Consider the following 18,907-nt stretch of genomic DNA (forward strand, 5'->3'; position numbering starts at 1 on the left):
GCGAAAAATTGACCCGAAAGGGGCGAAACAATTGGAGATACTTTTGAGGCTTGCGGCCGGAATTTTTATCGCGCCTTATTAGGGTTTATTCGGATCAGAATTCGCGACGCCAGACGTTTTTCGCGGCGACGCAGTCCCAGAAACTTTTGAAGCGACCGGCCATGATTTGCAGTGCGTGGCCGCGTTTCATTTTTTAAACCCGAGGTGCCGGACATGCTCAGCGTTCTAGCCAGAATTTTCGACGTTGCCGCCATTGCCGCTGGAGCGCTGCTCGCGGCCGCCTTGCATCGTGGCCAGTTCGTGCCGCTCACCGACGCGGAGAGCGTGGCGCTCGCGTTCAACTGCGTGCTCGCGATCTGGATGTTCCCGGCGTTCGGGATCTACAAGTCGTGGCGCGGCAAGTCGCTCTACGTCCTCTTTGCGCGCGTGTGCGCCGCCTGGCTCGCCGTGGAGGGCACGGGCATCCTGCTGAGCTTCAGCCTGCACCGCGCCGATTCGCTCTCGCGCCTGTGGCTCGCGTACTGGGTCGTCGCCTCGGTGGCCCTGCTGATCGTCTCGAAGGCGCTCGTGCACATGGTGCTGCGTGGCATTCGCCGCGAGGGCTACAACCAGAAGGCCGTGGCGGTGGTGGGCGGCCCGCGCTACGGGCGCTTCCTGATCGAGCACATGCGTTTTCACGCGGAAGCGGGCTTTCACCCGGCGCTCGTGTTCGACGAGGACAGCGACGCGGACGGCGACGCGGCAATCGACGGCGTGCCCGTGGAGCGCAACCTCCAGGCGATGCTCGAATTCGTGCGCAAGAACGAGGTCCGCGAGCTGTGGCTCGCCTTGCCGATCACCAAGGAGCGCACGATCCATCGCATCGTCACGGCCTTGCGCAACGACTTCGTGAACATCCGCTTCATCCCGGACGTGCGCAGCCTGTCGTTCTTCAGCCAGCCCGTGGTCGATCTGCTCGGCGTGCCGGCCATCAATCTCGCGGCCTCACCGGTCACGGATCTGCGCGTGCTGCCCAAGCGCTTGTTCGACATCGTGTTCGCGGGCGGCGTGCTGGTGGCGCTGGCGCCGCTGCTCGCGGTCATTTCGCTCGCCGTGAAGCTCACGTCGAAGGGTCCGGTGTTCTTCAAGCAGCGCCGCAAGGGGCTCGATGGCAACGAATTCGAAATCTACAAGTTCCGCTCGATGAAGGTCCATGCGGAAGTCGCGGGGCAGATCACCCAGGCGCGCCGCAACGATCCGCGCGTGACGCGCGTGGGCGCGTTCCTGCGCCGCACGAGCCTCGACGAGCTGCCGCAGTTCATCAACGTGCTCAAGGGCGAGATGTCGGTGGTGGGTCCGCGCCCGCACGCGCTGGCCCACGACGACATCTACAAGGACCTCGTGCGCGGCTACATGGCGCGCTATCGCATCAAGCCGGGCATCACGGGCTGGGCGCAGGTCAACGGCTTTCGCGGCGAAACCGATCGCGTGGAAAAGATGCGCGACCGCGTGCGCTTCGATCTGCACTACATGCAGCACTGGAGCTTCGCGCTCGACCTGCGCATCGTGGCGATGACCATGTGGAAGGGCTTCGCAGGCCAGAACGCATATTGAGGCGAAGCGAGTGCGCGCGATGCTGGTGTGCGCAACGTTTCGCGTGACATGAAGAATCAATCACTTTTGAGGTGGGCATGAATCTGACGATCATTGGCAGCGGTTATGTGGGTCTCGTGACGGGCGCCTGTCTTGCCGACATTGGCAACGACGTGTTTTGCCTCGACGTCGACGAACGCAAGATCGACCTGCTCAATCAGGGCATCGTGCCGATTCACGAGCCGGGCCTGAAGGAAATCATCGAGCGCAACGTGCGCGCGCGCCGGCTGAAGTTCTCGACCGACGTGGAAGCGGCGGTCGCGCACGGCGACGTGCAGTTCATCGCAGTGGGCACGCCGCCCGACGAAGACGGCTCCGCCGACCTGCAATACGTGCTGGCGGCCGCGCGCAACATCGGCCGCCACATGACCGGTTTCAAGGTGGTGGTGGACAAGTCCACGGTGCCGGTCGGCACGGCCGCGCTCGTGCACGACGCGATCGCCTCCGAACTGCGCAAGCGCGGCGAGAGCCACATGTTCTCGGTGGTCTCGAATCCCGAGTTCCTCAAGGAAGGCGCGGCAGTCGAGGACTTCGCGCGGCCCGACCGCATCGTGCTGGGCTGCAACGACGACGTGCCCGGCGAGCGTGCGAAAGAGGTGATGAAGCGGCTCTATGCGCCGTTCAACCGCAATCACGAGCGCACGCTCTACATGGACGTGCATTCGGCCGAATTCACCAAGTACGCGGCCAACGCCATGCTCGCCACGCGCATTTCGTTCATGAACGAACTCGCGAATCTCGCCGACCGCGTGGGCGCCGATATCGAGGCCGTGCGCCGCGGCGTGGGCTCGGACCCGCGCATCGGCTACGACTTTCTCTATGCGGGCTGCGGCTACGGCGGCTCGTGCTTCCCGAAAGATGTGAAGGCGCTCATGCGCACTGCCGAGGATTTCGGCGAGCCGCTGCAGATCCTGCGCGCTGTGGAGTCCGTCAATGAAGCGCAGAAGCAGGTGCTCGCACAGAAGATCGTTACGCGCTTCGGCTCCGACCTCACGGGCCGCACGTTCGGCGTCTGGGGGCTCGCGTTCAAGCCGAACACCGACGACATGCGCGAGGCGCCGAGCCGCACGCTCATCGCCGAACTGCTCGCGCGCGGCGCCACGGTCAAGGCTTACGACCCGGTCGCGACCGCCGAGGCGCAGCGCGTACTCGCGCTCGATCTCGCGCACGCGCCGGAACATCAGGCGCGGCTGTCGTTCGTGAACGACGCGATGGAAGCCGCAAGCGAAGCCGATGCCGTGGTGGTCGCCACCGAATGGAAGGTCTTCAAGGCGCCCGACTTCGAAACGCTCAAGTCGCAGCTGAAGATGCCGATCGTGTTCGACGGCCGCAATCTGTACGAGCCGTCGGCGCTGCAGGAACTCGGCATCGAGTACCACGCCGTGGGCCGCGCCAGCGCGACCCAGGCAAGCCGCGCACGCGCCGAAACCGCCGCAACGCAGGCAGTGGCCTGAGCGTTGCCGGGCTTCGCGCATAGCGTCATGTAAAGGAAGGGAGTCACGCGATCATGATCAAGAACGTGCTCATCGTCTGCCACGCCAACGTCTGCCGCTCGCCGGCGGCGGAACAGCTCTTTCGCGAGCGTCTGAGCGAACAGACAGGTTCACGGCCGGAATCGTTTCAATCGGCGGGCCTGCGTGCGCGCGATGGGGACGACATGGACCCCGTGATGCAGTGGCTCCTTGCCGAGCGCGGCATGAAGGTGGGCGAGCATCAGTCGCGCCGCCTCACCAGCCGCCTCGTGCGCTCCGCAGACCTCGTGCTCGTGACCGAGCGCCGCCAGGTCGCCGCGGTCGAGCGCATTGAACCCACCGCGCGCGGCAAGGTGTACGCGCTCGGTAATTGGGAGAACTCTGATGTCAGCGATCCGCATGGGCTCCATGAGTCCGCGTATCGCCAGAGTCTTGAATTGATGGATCGTATGGTTAAGGGATGGTTGAGCCGAATATGCCAATGACAAAACTGAAACTGACGGCTGTGGTCGCGTTGAGCGTCTTCGTTTCCGCGTGCGCGACGGCGCCCGGCAATTATCTCGACACGTCGAGCCTGAAAGAACAGCCGAACAACCAGCCGCAGCAGCAATTCAACGTGACGCTCATCACGCAGCAAGTCGTGCTGCAGCAGGCGCAAGCGGCCGCAGCCCAGCCGAAGGCGCCGCTGCCGCCCTCGAAGTTCTCGAGCGCCGCCGACTACACCTATCACATCGCGCCGCAGGACATTCTCGGCGTGACCGTGTTCGATCACCCCGAGCTGTCGACGCCGCAGGGCTCGACGTTCTCCACGGGCGGCAACACGACGCAGACGGTGGGGCAGGCGCTCACGCAGCCCTATACCAACGCGCTGCCGGGCCAGGCCGACCCGTACGGACAGACCGTGGCCAAGGACGGCACGATCTTCTTCCCGTTCGTGGGCCGCATCATGGCCGCGGGCAAGACGCCTGGCCAGATCCGCGACCAGCTCGCGTCCGGCCTCGGCCCCTACGTGAAGAACCCGCAGGTGGACGTGCGCGTGCTCGCGTACCGCAGCCAGAAGGTGCAGATCACGGGCGACGTGAAGACGCCGGGCCCGCTCTCGATGAGCGACGTGCCGCTCACGCTGGTGGACGCCATCACGCGCTCGGGCGGCACGACCGACAACGCCGACATCAACCGCGTGCGCCTCACGCGCCACGGCAAGCTGTACATCCTCGATGCGAACCGCATGCTCGACGGCGGCGATTCGACTCAGAACGTGCTGCTGCAGGACGGCGACGTCATCAATATTCCGGATCGTTCGGATAGCAGAATTTTCGTGATGGGCGAAGTGAAGACGCCGCTGCAGACGAACCTGATTCGCGGCGACCTCACGATCGCCGACGCGCTCACCCAGGCGGGCGGCATTCTCGATACCGACGCGAACCCGCGCCAGATCTTCGTGATGCGCGGCATGAAGGACAACCCAACGCAGCCCGAGATCTACCGTCTCGACATGACCAAGCCCGACGCGATCATGCTTTCGTCGCAGTTCCAGCTCAAGCCGCTGGATGTGGTGTACGTGGGCACGGCCGCTTCGACGACCTTCAACCGTGTGTTGCAGCAGGTGCTGCCGACCATCCAGACCGTCTTCTATCTGAAGCAGATCGCGAAGTAACAGCGTGATCGAAACGCTTCGAAAGAGGACGCAGGAGCAACACCTAAACAACGGGATTGAATCGTGACCATACAAGCCAATAGCCAGGCGGCCCCGGCGGCCCGCACCGAGGAAGAGGACGTCGTCCTCGGCCAGTTGCTGCGCGTCATCATCGACGACATCGGCTGGCTCATCGCGATCGCGGCGGCGGTGATCGCCATGGCCGTGTTCTACTGCTTTATCGCCAAGCCGGTCTATACGGCCGACACCCAGGTTCGCGTGGAGCCTTCCGACTACACGTCGCAGGCCCTCACGCAAACGCAAACCGGCGCGAACATCAGCTCGGGATCGTCGACGGGCAGCCTGCCCACCGACGCCGAGATCCAGATGATCAAGAGCCGCAGCGTCGTCGAACCGGTGGTGAAGCAGTTCAAGCTGAACACCACCGTCACGCCGGTCATGCTGCCGCTGATCGGCAGCCTGTCCGCGCGTCTCGCGACACCGGGCACGCCCGCGCGTCCGTGGTTCGGGTTGAGCAACTGGCTCGGCAACTTTGCGTGGGGCGGCGAAGTCATCAACATCGACTCGATCGAGGTCACGCCCGAGCTCGAAGGCAAGAAGCTCTCGCTGACCGCCCTCGACAACGATCGCTACGTGATTTCGACGCCGGACGGCGCGCGCCTGCTCGAAGGCACGGTCGGCCAGGTCGAGCAGGGCGGCGGTGTCAAGCTGCTCGTCAACAAGCTCGTTGCGCGTCCGGGCACCCGCTTCAATGTCGTGCGCCTGAACGACCTCGATGCGATCAGCGGCTTCCAGAACGCGATCCAGGTTCAGGAGCAGGGCAAGCAAACGGGCGTGATCGACATCTCGCTCGAAGACAACGACCCCGAGCACGCGGCCGCAATCGCGAACGCGGTGGCGCAGTCGTACCTGCGCGAGCACGTGGCGACCAAGCAGGCCGACGCGAGCAAGATGCTCGACTTCCTGCGCAGCGAACAGCCGCGCCTGAAGTCGGACCTCGAGAACGCCGAAGCGGCGCTCACGGCTTACCAGAGCAAGTCGGGCTCGATCAACGCAAGCGACGAAGCGAAGATCTATCTCGACGGCAGCGTGCAGTACGAGCAGCAGATCTCGGCGCTGCAACTGCAGATCGCCTCGCTCCAGCAGCGCTTCGGCGACCAGCACCCGGTGCTGATCGCGGCGCGCCAGCAGCTCGCGCAGCTGCAGGGCGAGCGTGCGAAGTACGACACGAAGTTCCGCGACCTGCCGGCCACGGAAGTGAAGGCCGTGCAGCTGCAGCGTGACGCGAAGGTGGCCGAGGACATCTACGTGCTGCTGCTCAACCGCATCCAGGAGCTTTCGGTGCAGCGCGTGGGCACGGGCGGCAACGTGCATATCGTCGATCCGGCCCTGCGCCCCGGCAACCCGTCGAAGCCCAAGAAGCTGCTGATCGTCTCGGCGGCGTCGCTGCTCGGCGTCATTCTCGGCACGGGCTTCGTGCTCATGCGCCGCAACATGTTCAAGGGCATCGTCGATCCGGATCAGATCGAGCGCTCGTTCCAGCTGCCGGTGTACGGTCTCGTGCCGCTTTCGCCGGAGCAGCTGGCGCTCGAAAAGCGCGCTCCGGTGCGCGGCGGCACGCGTCTGCGTGAAGTGCTCGCGAACTCGCGCCCGAAGGATCTCACGGTCGAAAGCCTGCGTAGCCTGCGCACCTCGCTGCAGTTCAGCGTGATGGACGCGCGCAATCGCGTAGTCATGCTGACGGGTTCGGTGCCGGGCGTGGGCAAGAGCTTCCTGACCGCGAACCTCGCCGTGCTGCTCGCGCATTCGGGCAAGCGCGTGCTGATGATCGACGGCGACATGCGCCGCGGCGCGCTCGAGCGTCATCTGGGCGGCCCCCAGGAAAACGGCTTCTCCGAGCTGCTCTCGGGGCAGATTTCGCTGGACGAGGCGATTCGCGCGACCGAAGTGGACAACCTGCACTTCATGTCGTGCGGCCGCCGTCCGCCCAATCCGTCCGAGCTGCTGATGTCGCCGCGTCTTGGCCAGTACCTCGAAGGCCTGTCGAACCGCTACGACGTGCTGCTCATCGATACGCCGCCGGTGCTCGCCGTGACCGACGCCGCCATCATCGGCGGCCATGCGGGCTCGACGTTCCTCGTGCTGCGTTCGGGCATGCACACCGAAGGCGAAATCGCCGAGGCGCTCAAGCGACTGCGCAACGCCGGCGTGCGGGTGCAGGGCGGGGTGTTCAACGGCGTGCCGGCGAACACGCGCGGCAACTACGCCTATGGCTACGCGAACGTGCGCGAGTACCTGAGCGCATGACGCAAACGCCCTCATCAAGCACAGCAGAGGAGAACTCGCGATGAAAGTGACCGTGCTCGTGCCGACCTATCGGCGTCCTGACGATCTGTCGCGCTGTCTTTCGGCGCTGCTGCGCCAGCAGCGCGCGCCCGACGAGATCGTGGTGGTGGCGCGCGCCGACGACGAGGCGACGCACGCGTGCCTCGCCGAACACGTCACGCCCCGCGTGCTCAACGTGGCAGTGGCCATCGTCGAGGAACCGGGGCAGGTGGCGGCGCTCAATCGCGGCATCGAGGCCGCGACGGGCGACGTGATCGCCATTACCGACGACGACGCCGCGCCGCGCGCCGACTGGGTCGCGCGCATTGCGGCGGCCTTCGAGGCCGACCCGAAGCTCGGGGCGCTGGGCGGCCGCGACTGGGTGCATGAAGGCGGCCGCGTGATCGACGGCGAGCGCACGCTGGTGGGCAAGCTGCAGCGCTCGGGCCGCATTATCGGCAACCATCATCTGGGCGCGGGCGGTGCGCGCGAAGTCGATCTGCTCAAGGGTGCGAACATGAGCTATCGACGCGCGGCGATCGGCGACCTGCGCTTCGACCGGCGCCTGCGCGGCACCGGCGCGCAAACGCACAACGACATGGCGTTCAGCCTGAGCGTGAAGCGCGCGGGTTGGAAGCTCGTCTACGACCCGCTCGTGGCCGTCGACCATTACCCCGCGCCGCGCCCGGGCGAAGACCCCCGCAACGCGCAGACGCTCGCCTCGATCCGCAACGCCGCCTACAACCTGCATCTGATCCTGCTCGGCCATCTCACGCCGCTGCGCCGCGAAACCGCCTGGTGGTGGTACGCGCTCGTCGGCACGCGCGTGTATCCGGGCCTCGTGCACACTGGCCTGAGCGCCGTGCGCGGCGATTCCGCGGGCGCGGCGTTCGCACGCTGGCGCGCGGTGCGCGGCGGCGCACGAGAGGCGCGCCGCGCGCTCGTTTGACTGGCGCGGCCAACGACTACAGGGAGGACCCCGAATGAGCAGTACGCAAGTCCACGTCCACCTTTTCTATGGCGCCGATCCGCGCCGCTATCGCAAAGGCGAGAACATCGGCAGCCTGTACGGCTACCATCACGCGGAATCTGCGGAATTCGCCCTCAATTACGCGCAGGACGCGAGCGAGAGCACGCCCATGCGCTTCATGCGGCGCGCGCTGAAGGCCGCGGCCGGTTTCGACTTCATTCATGCGTGGCGCAATCGCCGCGCCATTCTGCAATCCGACGTCATCTGGACGCACACCGAGCAGGAGCATCTGGCCGTGGCGCTGGTGCTGCTGATGAACGCGAAGAAGGGCGGCGCGCGCCCGCTGCTGCTCGCACAAAGCGTGTGGCTGCTCGACCGCTGGCCCGGCTACGGCGCGCTGCGCCGCGCGATCTACCAGCGGCTGCTCAAGCGTGCCGATCTGCTCACCACGCTCGCGAGCGAGAACGCCGCGTTGTGCGGCGAATATTTCGGGCGCGAGGCGCGCCACGTGCTCTATGGGCTCAATACCAGCGACTTTCCGCTGCGCCCGCCTGCGCAGTGGACGCCGCATACGCCGGTGCGCGTGGCCGCGATCGGCAACGACCGCGACCGCGACTGGACCACGCTCGTCAGCGCGCTCGGCAACGATCCGCGCTATGAGGTGCGCATCGCCACGCGCCGGCGCATGCCGGCATCGGCGCGCGCGGACAACGTCGAGATCGTGCGCGTGTCCGGCATCAAGCAACAGCATGCGCTGTACGACTGGGCGGACATCGTCGTCGTGCCGCTGCGGCCCAACACGCACGCTTCGGGCATCACGGTGATGCTGGAAGCCGCGGCGCTCGGCAAGCCGATGATCGCGACGAAGGTGGGCGCGCTCGAAGACTACTTCGACGACAACGCCGCCTCGTATGTCGAGCCGTTCAACGCCCAGCAGCTGCGTGACGCGGCGAATGCGCTGGCGGCCGACCCGGCACGTGCGCTCGCCCAGGCGCGCGAAGCCTGCGAGCAGCTGCGCACGCGCGATCTCACGACGCAGCACTTCGCACGGCAGCACGCGCAGCTCACGCGCGAGATGCTGCACGAGCGCGACGCGCGCAACGGCGAGTCGATCGCGAGCGAACCCCAAGGCCGGGGCGTCGCTGCGCGCGGGATGTGATCATGGACGTCACGACCGCTATCCCCGCACCCGCGCCGGCGAGCCAGCCGGGCCGCCGCCGCGGCGGCCTGCGCGGCCTGTTCAGCCGCGATACGCTGCCGCCGTTCGCGTTGTGGCTATTGACGGCGCTCCTGATCGGCGCGCACCAGGGCACCGTGCTGACGCTGGCGTTTCCCGTGCTGTCGATCGCGGTGGGATTCTGGCTCTACTTCGTGAACCCGGTGCGCTATATCGGCTTCATGTGGTGGCTGTGGTTCCTGAGCCCCGAAGTGCGGCGCCTCGCCGACTACGGCAAGGGCGGCTTCACGCCCACCAGCCTCATTCAGGTCGCGCCGCTCGCCGTCACGATGATCAGCGGCATTTCGCTGCTGCGCTACTACCCGATCCTCGGGCAGCGGCGCGGTCTGCCGCTCCTGCTCGCGCTGCTCGGCATCGGCTATGGGTTCGTGGTGGGCGTGGTGGGCAGCGGCCCGGCCGCGGCGGTCTATGACCTTGCCAACTGGATCTATCCGTTCCTGATCGGCTTTCACATCATGGTGCTCACGCGCCAGTATCCCGAGTGCAGCAAGACCATCATCAACACCTTCATCTACGGCATGCTCGTGATGGGCGCGTATGGTCTCGTGCAGTTCTTCATCATGCCGCCATGGGATGCGATGTGGATGATCGGCTCGGACATGAACTCGCAGGGCGACCCCGTGCCGCTCGGCGTGCGTGTGTTCAGCACGATGAACTCGTCGGGCCCGTTCGCGTTCGCGATGATGGGCGCGATGGTGTTCGTGATGGCCGCGAAGCATCGGGTGCGCTGGATCGCGGCGGCGTTCGGCTTCTTCTCGTTCGCGCTCTCGCTCGTGCGCTCCACCTGGGGCGGCTGGGCAATCGCCATGGTGATCCAGCTGATGAAGTCGAGCAACAAGGTGCGCATTCGCATCATCGTCAGCGCGCTCGTGCTGGCGGGCGTGTGCGTGCCGCTGCTCACCTTCGGTCCCGTGGCGGACCGCATGCAGCAGCGTCTGAATACGCTCGTGAACCTGAAGGACGACCAGAGCTACGAGGCGCGTAACCAGTTCTATGCCGACTTCGCGAAGAAGGCCTTCACCGACGTGACGGGCGAGGGCCTCGGCGCCACCGGCGCATCGACCAAGCTCTCCAGCAACAACGGCCAGCTCGGCCAGTACGGCAGCTTCGACAGCGGCGTGATGAACATTCCGTTCGTGCTGGGCTGGCCCGGCACGCTGCTCTACATGTCGGGCGTGCTGTGGCTGCTCGTGCGCGCGGTGCGCGTATCGATGCGTTTTCCCGAGGACCGCTACGTGTGCGCGTGCCTGAGCCTCGCGGTATCGATCTTCGCCATGCTCGTTTTCACCAACTCGCTAGTGGGCACCGGCGGCCTGCTGCTCTTTTCGAGCGTGTTTTCCATTCTCAGCGCGGGGCACTGGGCGAAGCTGCAACGCCAGGCCCTTACCACGGAGGTCTCCGATTGAGAGTCGCAATCGTCACGCATGTCGTGCGCCACAATGACGGCCAGGGCCGCGTCAATCATGAAATCGCGCGCGCCGCGCTCGACGAGGGGTTCGAGGTGACGCTGGTCGCCTCGCATGTCGCGCCCGAGCTGCTCGCCCACCCCAAGGTGAAATGGGTCAATGTGCAGCCGTCGCGCGCGTGGCCCACCAACCTGCTGCGCCAGCAGGTATTCGCGGTGAAGAGCGCGCTGTGGCTGCGCCGCAACCGGCGCGCCTACGACGTGCTCCATGTGAACGGCTTCATCACCTGGGCGCACGCCGACGTCAACACCGCACACTTCGTGCACGGCGGCTGGGCGCGCAGCAAGTACTACCCGTTCGGTCTCACGCGCGGCGTGTGGTCCGCTTACCAGTTCGTCTACACGCGTGCCAATGCGGTGCTGGAGCGCTGGGCGTACCGGCGCTCGCGCGTCATCGCGGCCGTTTCGCGCAAGGTCGCCGACGAAATTCGCGCGTCGGGCGGCAACCCTGTCGAGCGCCTGGACGTGATCTACAACGGCGTGGACACGCGCGGCTTCTCGGCCGCGAGCGCGGACCGCGCGAAGTTCTCGCTGCCCGCCGAAGCGTTCCTGCTGCTGTTCGTGGGCGATCTGCGCACGCCGCGCAAGAACCTCGGCACGGTGCTGCACGCCATGAAGCAGATGCCCGAGCACGTGCATCTGGCCGTGGCGGGCTACCTGCCGGGCAGCCCGTATCCCGATCTTGCGCGCGAGCTGGGCATCGAGAAGCGGGTGCATTTTCTCGGCCTCGTGCGCGAGATGCCCACGCTCATGCGCTCCGTCGATACCTACGTGTTTCCTTCGCGCTACGAAGCAATGAGCCTTTCGCTGCTCGAAGCGATGGCGGCGGGCCTGCCCGTCGTCACCGCGCGCACGGCCGGCGGCGCGGAAATCATCACGCCCGATTGCGGCATTGTGCTCGAAGACCCCGACGACGTGCCGGCGCTCGCCAACGCCGTGAAGACGCTCGCCACCGACACGTCGCGCCGGCTCGCGATGGGCGAGGCGGCAGCGGAACTGGCCACGCAGTTCGGCTGGGCGCGCATGGCCGCGCAGTACATCGCGCTCTACCGGCAACTGGCCGGCGACGCGAGCGAGGCCGTACGCCGCGAAGAACCCGCGTTCGCTGCTGCGACGCTGCCGGGCGGTCAATCGCTCCAGCGCGCAGAAACCCCCTGATAACCGCATACATGCAGAATAAGGACACGCGATGACCACACAATCCATTCAATCGCTGCAGATCGGCATGCACTGGTTTCCCGAGCGCGCTGGCGGTCTCGACCGCATGTACTACTCGCTCGTCGGCGCGCTGCCCGGCGCGGGCGTGCGCGTGCGCGGCGTCGTTGCCGGCTCGCCCAAGGTGGCCCAGGACAGCGGCGGCGCGATTCACGGCTTCGGCTCCGCTTCGCGCTCGCTGCCGTTTCGCCTGATGGACGCGCGCCGGGCGCTGCGCAGCGAGATTCGCCGCCACCGTCCCGACGTGATTTCCTCGCACTTCGCGCTCTACACCTTCCCCGGGCTTGACGTCACGCGCGGCATTCCGCAGGTTTCGCACTTCCAGGGGCCGTGGGCCGACGAAAGCTTCGTGGAAGGCGCGGCCACGCTGAGCCAGCGCATCAAGCACTCGCTGGAGCAGTCGGTGTATGAGCGTTCCTCGCGGCTCATCGTGCTCTCGAAGGCGTTCGGCGACATTCTCACGCGCCGCTATGGTATCTCGCCCGAGCGCGTGCGTATCGTGCCGGGCTGCGTGGATACGGCGCATTTCGACCCGGCCTGCACGGCGGCGGAAGCGCGCCTGAAGCTCCAGCTGCCGCAAGGCCGCCCGATCATCCTCGCCGTGCGCCGCCTCGTGCGCCGCATGGGCCTCGAAGATCTGATCGACGCGATCAAGATGGTGAAGCAGCGCCACCCGGACGTCCTCCTGCTGATCGCGGGTCGAGGCCGTCTGGAGTCCGAACTTCAGCAGCGTATCGACGAAGCCGGGTTGGCCGACAACGTGAAGCTGCTCGGCTTCGTGCCCGACGCGCACCTGCCTGCGCTCTATCGCGCGGCCACGCTGAGCGTGGTGCCGACGGTCGCGCTGGAGGGCTTCGGCCTGATCACGGTGGAGTCGCTTTCCGCGGGTACGCCGGTTCTGGTGACGCCGGTAGGCGGTCTGCCCGAGGCGGTGGCGGGTCTGTCACAAGACCTCGTGCTGCCGAGCACGGGCGCGAACGCGATCGCCGATGGCATCGACGGCGCGCTCTCGGGCCGCATCAAGCTGCCGGATGAAGAGGCATGCAAGGCGTATGCGCGCGAGCACTTCGATAACGCCGTGATCGCGAAGCGCGTGGCCGGTGTCTACGCGGAAGCGATCGCCGCGCACTGAAAGCGGGTCGATCGACCCAAAGAAAACCGCCGCTCGGGAGAGCGGCGGTTTATTTGTAGAACAGAGCAAGCGAGCAGGGCGCTATTGCGTTTCGGGCACACGTTCGCGCGCTTCTTCGTACATCCAGCGCAAGGTTTCTTCGAGGTGCTTGCGCGAGCTGTCGCCGACGATGGCACGCAGCTTCGCATTCGACCCGATCAGCTGACGCACTTCGTTGGCGCGGACGAAACGCGGATCGACGTGCACCTCGATCTCGTAGCCGGCGATGCGCGCGAGCATGTCGAGCAGCGCGCCGAGCGTCTGGCCGGTGCCCGAGCAGACGTTGACGATGGCGCCGCGCGGCGCGACTTCGACGAGCCGCGCATAAGCGTTCACGACGTCGCGTACATCGGAGAAGTCGCGGGCCACGTGCAGGTTGCCGAGCGAGATCTGCTTCTCGCCGCGTGCGTAGTGCTCGACGATCTTCGGGATCAGGAAGTCCGGCGACTGGCCTACGCCCGTGTAGTTGAACGGGCGCGCGATGATGATCGGCAATTGCGCCTGAAAGCGCCTCGCGACGTATTCCATCGCGAGCTTGCTGACCGCGTAGTCGTTGGCGGGCTGGGGATCGACCTGTTCGTCGATCACGCCGTTGGTGGCGTTGCCGTAGACGTTCGCGCTGCTGGCGAGCAGCACGGCGCGCGGCACATGCTCCTGCTGCGCGAGCGCCTCGAGCAGATTGCGCGTGCCGACGACGTTCACGACGTAGGTGCGCGCCACGTCGCTGTCCGCCACGTGGGCCACTGCGGCGAGATGCACGACCACGTCGGGCTGCACGGATTCGAGCGCATGGGCGATCGCGGCGCGGTCGAGCAAGTCCGCTTCGATGGCGGTGGCGCCGAACGGGAAGGCTTCCGCGTCCAGCGATTCGCCCGTCCGCACGGTGCCCCACACGCGGTAGCCGTCCGCGGCGAGGCGGGCGGCCATATAGCGGCCCGTAAAGCCGCCAATGCCCGTGATGAGCGCGCGCGGACGGCTAGCGGGATCAGAATGTGTCATGGCGTTCGTTGCGCGCAAGGTCGGCCGTGACCATCATCTGGCAGAGCTGCTCGAGCGAAGTCTGCGGCTTCCAGCCGAGCTTCTCCTGCGCCTTGGTCGCGTCGCCAATCAGCAGGTCGACTTCGGCGGGGCGGTAGTAGCGCGGGCTCACGCGCACGAGCGTGCGGCCCGTGGCGACGCAGATGCCGGTTTCGCGCTCGCCCTTGCCCGACCATTCGAGCTGGAAGCCGGCGGCGGCGAAGGCCATCTTCACGAAGTCGCGCACGGTTTCGGTGCGGCCGGTGGCGAGCACGTAGGTGTCGGGCTCGTCGGCCTGCAGCATGCGCCACATGCCTTCGACGTACTCGGAGGCGTAGCCCCAGTCGCGCTTGGCGTCGAGGTTGCCGAGTTCGAGCATGTTCAGCTTGCCAAGCTTGATCTTGGCGACGCTGTCGGTGATCTTGCGCGTGACGAACTCGCGCCCGCGCAGCGGCGACTCGTGGTTGAAGAGAATGCCGCTCGTCGCGAAGATGTCGTAGGACTCGCGGTAGTTGACGGTGGACCAGTGCGCGAACAGCTTGGCCACGCCATAGGGGCTGCGCGGGTAGAACGGCGTGTCCTCGCATTGCGGAATCGCCTGGACCTTGCCGAACATTTCGGAGGTCGAAGCCTGATAGAAGCGCGTCTTCGGATTCACGACGCGAATCGCTTCGAGCATGTTCAGCACGCCGATGCCGGTGACTTCGGCGGTCGTGGCGGGTTGGTCGAACGACACGCCCACGAAGCTCTGGGCGGCGAGGTTGTAGACCTCCTGCGCCTGGGCGCGTTCGACGAGGCGCAGGGTCGAGCCCGCGTCCGTGAGATCGTGTTCGACGAGATCGAGCGACGGATGGTCGAGGATCCCCAGCTCGTTCATGCGCCAGAAGTTCACGGAGCTGGTGCGGCGATACGTGCCGGTGACGTTGTAGCCCTTGTCGAGCAGAAGGCGCGTGAGGTAGGCGCCGTCCTGGCCGGAAACGCCGGTGATGATCGCTTTGCGACGTTCGTTCATGTGATGTGCCTTTGAAGTGTCGAACGGGATTCAGGAATTACGATTGCGGGCTCGACTGGCTCACGCGTGCGGTGAGGTCGACCGGCTCAGCCGCTGAGCGGCGGCGCGGGCCGCGTGTGAGGCGGCGCTCGAAGAGGAACCAGCTCGCGCTTGCATAAGCGAGCGTGAGAACGAGCGCGATCGCGGCGCTCTTGATGCGGCCGTAATGGAGCGGCCACACGGCATAGAGAATCGTGAGGTGAATGAGGTAGATCGTGTAGCTGATCGTGCCGACATACACGAGCACCGGGTTGGACAGCAGGCGCCGCACGATGCCTTTCGACTGCAGCGCGAACACGACGATGGAGGTGCAGAGCACGAGCGAAACGCTATAGAGCATGGCGTTCGAGAGCGGCGTGTTCATGCCTCGAAAGCGCGGGTAGTGCAGATGCAGCCAGGCCAGCACGCCGAGCGCCGCGAAGAAAAGCACGGCGGCGGGCCACTTGAAGGGCTCGAGCGCATTGCGGTCGCGGCGCACGAGCACGGCGAGCAGTGCGCCGGCGGCCAGCAGGTCCATGCGGAACGGCGTGAGGTAGTAGATCGGCCAGTACGAGTCGAACCACGGCGTCGCGACGGCGCGCAGCACGGGCACGACAAAGATGAGCGCGGCCGCCACCACGGCCATGAGCCGTTGCGGCAGGAGCAGCACGACGAAGGGCCACACGATGTAGAACTGCTCTTCGACGGCGAGCGACCAGAGGATGTTGAGGCTGTCGTGCCCGCTCTGGCCGAGTGCGTCGCCGATATTGGTGGCGAAGAATGCGTACCACGGCCAGTAGTGCGCCCAGCCGAAGCCGAACAGCAGCGACGAAACGATGAGCAGCAGCAGGTAGGGCGGCAGGATGCGGCGCACCCGGCGCGCATAGAAGTAGCTGAAATACGATTGCCCGCGGGCCTTGCGCTCGAGCAGGATGCCGGTGATGAGAAAGCCGCTCAGCACGAAGAACAGGTCGACGCCCATCCACAGCGGCGCGCGCAACGCGTGCTGCGCGAACACGGCGAGCACGGCGAAGGCACGCAGACCGTCCAGCTGGACGATGCGGTGGGAATGGCCGGCGGGGCCTTGTTGACTGACGGGGCGGCTAACGGTCATCGATTCTCCGGTGGGTTCATGCAAGCGCGATTGCTTCGCGGTTCATTCTAGAAAGAATTAAATGTTCAAAAAGCCGAAATATATTGATTCCGGATTTTTGAATTTGAATGCCGGAATTTGCGCGATATGAAATACGCATTACCGTATGGAAATCGGGCTTGGCCTCGCTGAACACCGCACCGCACGGCCTTTTCGGCGTGGTATCGGCGTTCGGGAATTTATTTCCGGATGGCTCGGAAATGGGTCATAAATACTGAATTTTTTTGAATTATTTTCCCTTTTTTGGAGGCGATTTTTCATCGGGTTTGTACGGCATGATCCTGGCAGATTGCCGTCATCAGACCGGAGGAATTTGCCTTGCCGTTATCGAATCCCGATCGCCGCTTGCGCAGGACGTTGGCACTGGCCGCGATGTGCACGTTTATCTGCACGTCGTCGGTTCAGACCATCGCCGCGCCGCAACTCAACGTGACGACCTCGTGGATCGGCAATAGCTTTGGCAACGGCCAGGGCACGTGGATGCAGATCAACGTGACGGCCATCGCCGTCACGCCCGAAGGCAAGGTGTTCACCAACGCGCCGTGGGACGAGAGCGGCGCCGAGATCAGCGCGTACCAGGACGGCAAGCCGCTCGGCTTCGCCGGCGGCACGCATGGCTGGGGCGGCGCAGGCGGCAACGCCGTGGCCGTGAATCATCGCTATCTGTATGCGGCGGTTGGCGTGGGCAACGAAAAGGGTCATCTGGTCGGGAGCGGCATCTGGCCTGCGAAGGGCAACCAGTGGTACGGCATCACGCGCCGGCCGCTCGACGAGCCCAAACGCGCCGCCGCGTTTCAGGCTTCACCCGATCCGCTCAATCCGCATGCACAGCTTTCCGCGTCGTTCCTGAAGATCAACGAGGTGCCCACCGGCACGCATGCCGACATCGGCGGACTCGCCGCGACGGATTCGACGCTCTATGTGAGCAACACGCCGATGAACCGCATCGAGGTGTACGACGCGAACTCGATGCAGCGCAAGGGGCAATGGGACGTGCAGGCGCCGGGCCGCATCGCGCTCGCGGCCGACGGGTCGGTGTGGGTGCTGACGGGCGCCGAAGCGGGCAAGGTCGCCGCGCACGCGCGCGTCGAGCATTACTCGGCGGACGGCAAGCGCCTCGACGACACGCTCGCGCTGCCCGACGATTCGGTGCCGGTGGATCTCGCGTTCGATCCGCAGCAACGCCTGCTGATCGCCGATAACGGGCCGCGCCAGCAGATCCTCATCTTCACGCGCAACGGCAAGACGTGGACGCAGAGCGCCACGCTCGGCGAGCGCGGCGGCATTTTCTCGGGCGTCGCGGGCCGGCCGGGTCCGGGCCGTTTCAACGGCCTCACGGGCGTCGGCACCGACGCGCGCGGGAACATCTACGTTTCGACCAACGGCGTCGGGCCGCAGCACGAAGACAACATCGGCGCGGGTCTCGGTGCAACGCTGGAGGCCTATACGCCTGCCGGCAAGCGCTTGTGGAACCTGGAAGGGCTGCTGTTCGTGGATGGCGCGTGGGTGGACCCGCAGCGCCCCAACAGCGTCTATACGGGCAACAAGCGCTTCGAGCTCGACTTGTCGAAGCCGCCAGGGCAGGACTGGAAATATGTCGGATTCCTGTCCAATCGGTTCCGCTATCCCGACGATCCGGTCTTTCACACCGACCAGTGGCCGGGCCTGCCGACCGCGCGCGTATTGAACGGGCACACGTTCCTGTTCCTCACCGACATGTACGCGGACCACCTGAAGATCTACCGCTTCGACGCGCAGCGCGACGGCGAGACCGCGATCCCGTCGGGCTTCATCGCGGGCCGCGGCCGCGGGGTGCAGAACGTGCCGAACGCGCCGCCGCCCGGCGGCGACTGGATCTGGCGCGACGCGAACGGCAACGGTGCCTTCGACGCCGACGAATTCACGCGCAATCCGGGCCGCGACCATCTGGCGGGCGGCTGGGGCTGGTGGATCGACACGCGCGGCGACATCTGGCGCGCGCGCGACGACAAGGGCATCTGGCGCTTCCGCTTTGGCGGGCTCGACGCGAAGGGCAACCCGATCTACTCGTACGACAAACTCGACAAGTACGCGGTCCCCGAGCCGTTCACCGAAGTGCATCGCGCGATCTACGAGCCGCAGACCGACACGCTCTACGTGACGGGCTACACGGCCGATGCGCCCCACGAGCCCGGCTTCTGGAAGGAAGCGGGGCGCGTGCTGGTGCGCTACGACAAGTGGTCGAGCGGCCACCCCGAGCAGCACTACATGCTGCGCCTGCCGTGGGACCCGAAGGCGAAACCGCCGGTCACGCCCGCGGGGCTCACGGTGGAAGGCCAGTACGTGTTCGTGGTCGAGCCCGCGGGCAACGTCCACGTGTACGACAAGGACAGCGCGAAGGAGATCGGCACCTTCGGCCCCGGCGCGGAAGTGGGCAACACCTCGGGCTGGGTCGACGTGCCGTTCGGGATCACCGCGCATCGCGAAGCGAACGGCGAATACCTCGTGTTCGTCGAGGAAGACGCGCGCGGCAAGGTGCTCATGTACCGCTGGAAACCGGCCTGACCCGCTACGGGCCACGCAA

General features: G+C 66.0%; 14 protein-coding genes. 11 read left to right on the forward strand and 3 right to left on the reverse strand.

Annotation, left to right across the window (positions count from 1 at the left end):
* Nucleotides 1-213: 213 nt before the first annotated feature.
* From AB4Y40_RS14290 to AB4Y40_RS14335, 10 genes are all read left to right on the forward strand, one after another.
* Nucleotides 214-1,593, forward strand: a complete 1,380-nt coding sequence (locus AB4Y40_RS14290; RefSeq protein WP_368688239.1) for an undecaprenyl-phosphate glucose phosphotransferase — start codon at nucleotides 214-216, stop codon at nucleotides 1,591-1,593.
* A 77-nt stretch (nucleotides 1,594-1,670) separates the two neighbouring features.
* Complete coding sequence (locus tag AB4Y40_RS14295; protein WP_069266050.1) at nucleotides 1,671-3,086, forward strand: UDP-glucose/GDP-mannose dehydrogenase family protein; 1,416 nt, start codon at nucleotides 1,671-1,673, stop codon at nucleotides 3,084-3,086.
* 53 nt (nucleotides 3,087-3,139) lie between these two features.
* Nucleotides 3,140-3,589 (forward strand): low molecular weight phosphotyrosine protein phosphatase, encoded by a 450-nt coding sequence (locus AB4Y40_RS14300; protein ID WP_368688240.1) that lies wholly within the window; start codon nucleotides 3,140-3,142, stop codon nucleotides 3,587-3,589.
* Entirely contained in the window at nucleotides 3,586-4,761 is a 1,176-nt protein-coding gene (locus AB4Y40_RS14305) for a polysaccharide biosynthesis/export family protein (RefSeq protein WP_368688241.1), read from the forward strand. The genes AB4Y40_RS14300 and AB4Y40_RS14305 overlap by 4 nt, the downstream gene beginning before the upstream one ends.
* Before the next feature lie 60 nt (nucleotides 4,762-4,821).
* Entirely contained in the window at nucleotides 4,822-7,068 is a 2,247-nt protein-coding gene (locus tag AB4Y40_RS14310) for a polysaccharide biosynthesis tyrosine autokinase (RefSeq protein ID WP_368688415.1), read from the forward strand.
* 40 nt (nucleotides 7,069-7,108) lie between these two features.
* Complete coding sequence (locus AB4Y40_RS14315) at nucleotides 7,109-8,035, forward strand: glycosyltransferase family 2 protein (protein ID WP_368688242.1); 927 nt, start codon at nucleotides 7,109-7,111, stop codon at nucleotides 8,033-8,035.
* A gap of 34 nt (nucleotides 8,036-8,069) precedes the next feature.
* Nucleotides 8,070-9,215: a glycosyltransferase gene (locus tag AB4Y40_RS14320; protein ID WP_368688243.1), complete on the forward strand. Its 1,146-nt coding sequence runs from the start codon at nucleotides 8,070-8,072 to the stop codon at nucleotides 9,213-9,215.
* 2 nt (nucleotides 9,216-9,217) lie between these two features.
* Nucleotides 9,218-10,699, forward strand: coding sequence for a glucose-6-phosphate isomerase (locus AB4Y40_RS14325; RefSeq protein ID WP_368688244.1), 1,482 nt, complete (start codon nucleotides 9,218-9,220; stop codon nucleotides 10,697-10,699).
* A complete protein-coding gene (locus tag AB4Y40_RS14330) occupies nucleotides 10,696-11,916 on the forward strand; it encodes a glycosyltransferase family 4 protein (RefSeq protein ID WP_368688245.1) in 1,221 nt (406 codons plus the stop codon). The genes AB4Y40_RS14325 and AB4Y40_RS14330 overlap by 4 nt, the downstream gene beginning before the upstream one ends.
* A gap of 31 nt (nucleotides 11,917-11,947) precedes the next feature.
* Nucleotides 11,948-13,105: a glycosyltransferase family 4 protein gene (locus tag AB4Y40_RS14335; RefSeq protein WP_368688246.1), complete on the forward strand. Its 1,158-nt coding sequence runs from the start codon at nucleotides 11,948-11,950 to the stop codon at nucleotides 13,103-13,105.
* 81 nt (nucleotides 13,106-13,186) lie between these two features.
* On the opposite strand, the gene AB4Y40_RS14340 is transcribed toward AB4Y40_RS14335, so the two are convergent.
* Genes AB4Y40_RS14340 through AB4Y40_RS14350 form a run of 3 tightly spaced genes read right to left on the reverse strand, consistent with a single transcriptional unit; the run spans nucleotide 13,187 to nucleotide 16,305 of the window.
* Nucleotides 13,187-14,143, reverse strand: a complete 957-nt coding sequence (locus AB4Y40_RS14340) for a GDP-mannose 4,6-dehydratase (RefSeq protein ID WP_368688247.1) — start codon at nucleotides 14,141-14,143, stop codon at nucleotides 13,187-13,189.
* A complete protein-coding gene (gmd, locus tag AB4Y40_RS14345; RefSeq protein WP_342918708.1) occupies nucleotides 14,130-15,173 on the reverse strand; it encodes a GDP-mannose 4,6-dehydratase in 1,044 nt (347 codons plus the stop codon). Before gmd ends, AB4Y40_RS14340 begins: the two co-directional genes overlap by 14 nt.
* Nucleotides 15,174-15,210: 37 nt before the next feature.
* Complete coding sequence (locus AB4Y40_RS14350; RefSeq protein WP_368688248.1) at nucleotides 15,211-16,305, reverse strand: acyltransferase family protein; 1,095 nt, start codon at nucleotides 16,303-16,305, stop codon at nucleotides 15,211-15,213.
* Between the two features lie 411 nt (nucleotides 16,306-16,716).
* On the opposite strand from AB4Y40_RS14350, the gene AB4Y40_RS14355 reads away from it, so the two are divergent.
* Nucleotides 16,717-18,888, forward strand: a complete 2,172-nt coding sequence (locus AB4Y40_RS14355) for a hypothetical protein (RefSeq protein ID WP_368688416.1) — start codon at nucleotides 16,717-16,719, stop codon at nucleotides 18,886-18,888.
* Nucleotides 18,889-18,907: the final 19 nt, after the last annotated feature.

The organism is Paraburkholderia sp. EG287B (assembly GCF_040965595.1).
In the GTDB taxonomy this organism is placed as follows: domain Bacteria; phylum Pseudomonadota; class Gammaproteobacteria; order Burkholderiales; family Burkholderiaceae; genus Paraburkholderia.

Bases quoted from the DNA above. Each gene is read 5' to 3' on its own strand.
- AB4Y40_RS14315 (WP_368688242.1), top strand. From the start codon at position 7,109: ATGAAAGTGACCGTGCTCGTGCCGACCTATCGGCGTCCTGACGATCTG.
- AB4Y40_RS14350 (WP_368688248.1), bottom strand. From the start codon at position 16,305: ATGACCGTTAGCCGCCCCGTCAGTCAACAAGGCCCCGCCGGCCATTCC.
- AB4Y40_RS14340 (WP_368688247.1), bottom strand. From the start codon at position 14,143: ATGACACATTCTGATCCCGCTAGCCGTCCGCGCGCGCTCATCACGGGC.
- AB4Y40_RS14305 (WP_368688241.1), top strand. From the start codon at position 3,586: ATGACAAAACTGAAACTGACGGCTGTGGTCGCGTTGAGCGTCTTCGTT.
- AB4Y40_RS14290 (WP_368688239.1), top strand. From the start codon at position 214: ATGCTCAGCGTTCTAGCCAGAATTTTCGACGTTGCCGCCATTGCCGCT.
- AB4Y40_RS14325 (WP_368688244.1), top strand. From the start codon at position 9,218: ATGGACGTCACGACCGCTATCCCCGCACCCGCGCCGGCGAGCCAGCCG.
- AB4Y40_RS14320 (WP_368688243.1), top strand. From the start codon at position 8,070: ATGAGCAGTACGCAAGTCCACGTCCACCTTTTCTATGGCGCCGATCCG.
- gmd (WP_342918708.1), bottom strand. From the start codon at position 15,173: ATGAACGAACGTCGCAAAGCGATCATCACCGGCGTTTCCGGCCAGGAC.
- AB4Y40_RS14335 (WP_368688246.1), top strand. From the start codon at position 11,948: ATGACCACACAATCCATTCAATCGCTGCAGATCGGCATGCACTGGTTT.
- AB4Y40_RS14300 (WP_368688240.1), top strand. From the start codon at position 3,140: ATGATCAAGAACGTGCTCATCGTCTGCCACGCCAACGTCTGCCGCTCG.
- AB4Y40_RS14295 (WP_069266050.1), top strand. From the start codon at position 1,671: ATGAATCTGACGATCATTGGCAGCGGTTATGTGGGTCTCGTGACGGGC.
- AB4Y40_RS14355 (WP_368688416.1), top strand. From the start codon at position 16,717: ATGTGCACGTTTATCTGCACGTCGTCGGTTCAGACCATCGCCGCGCCG.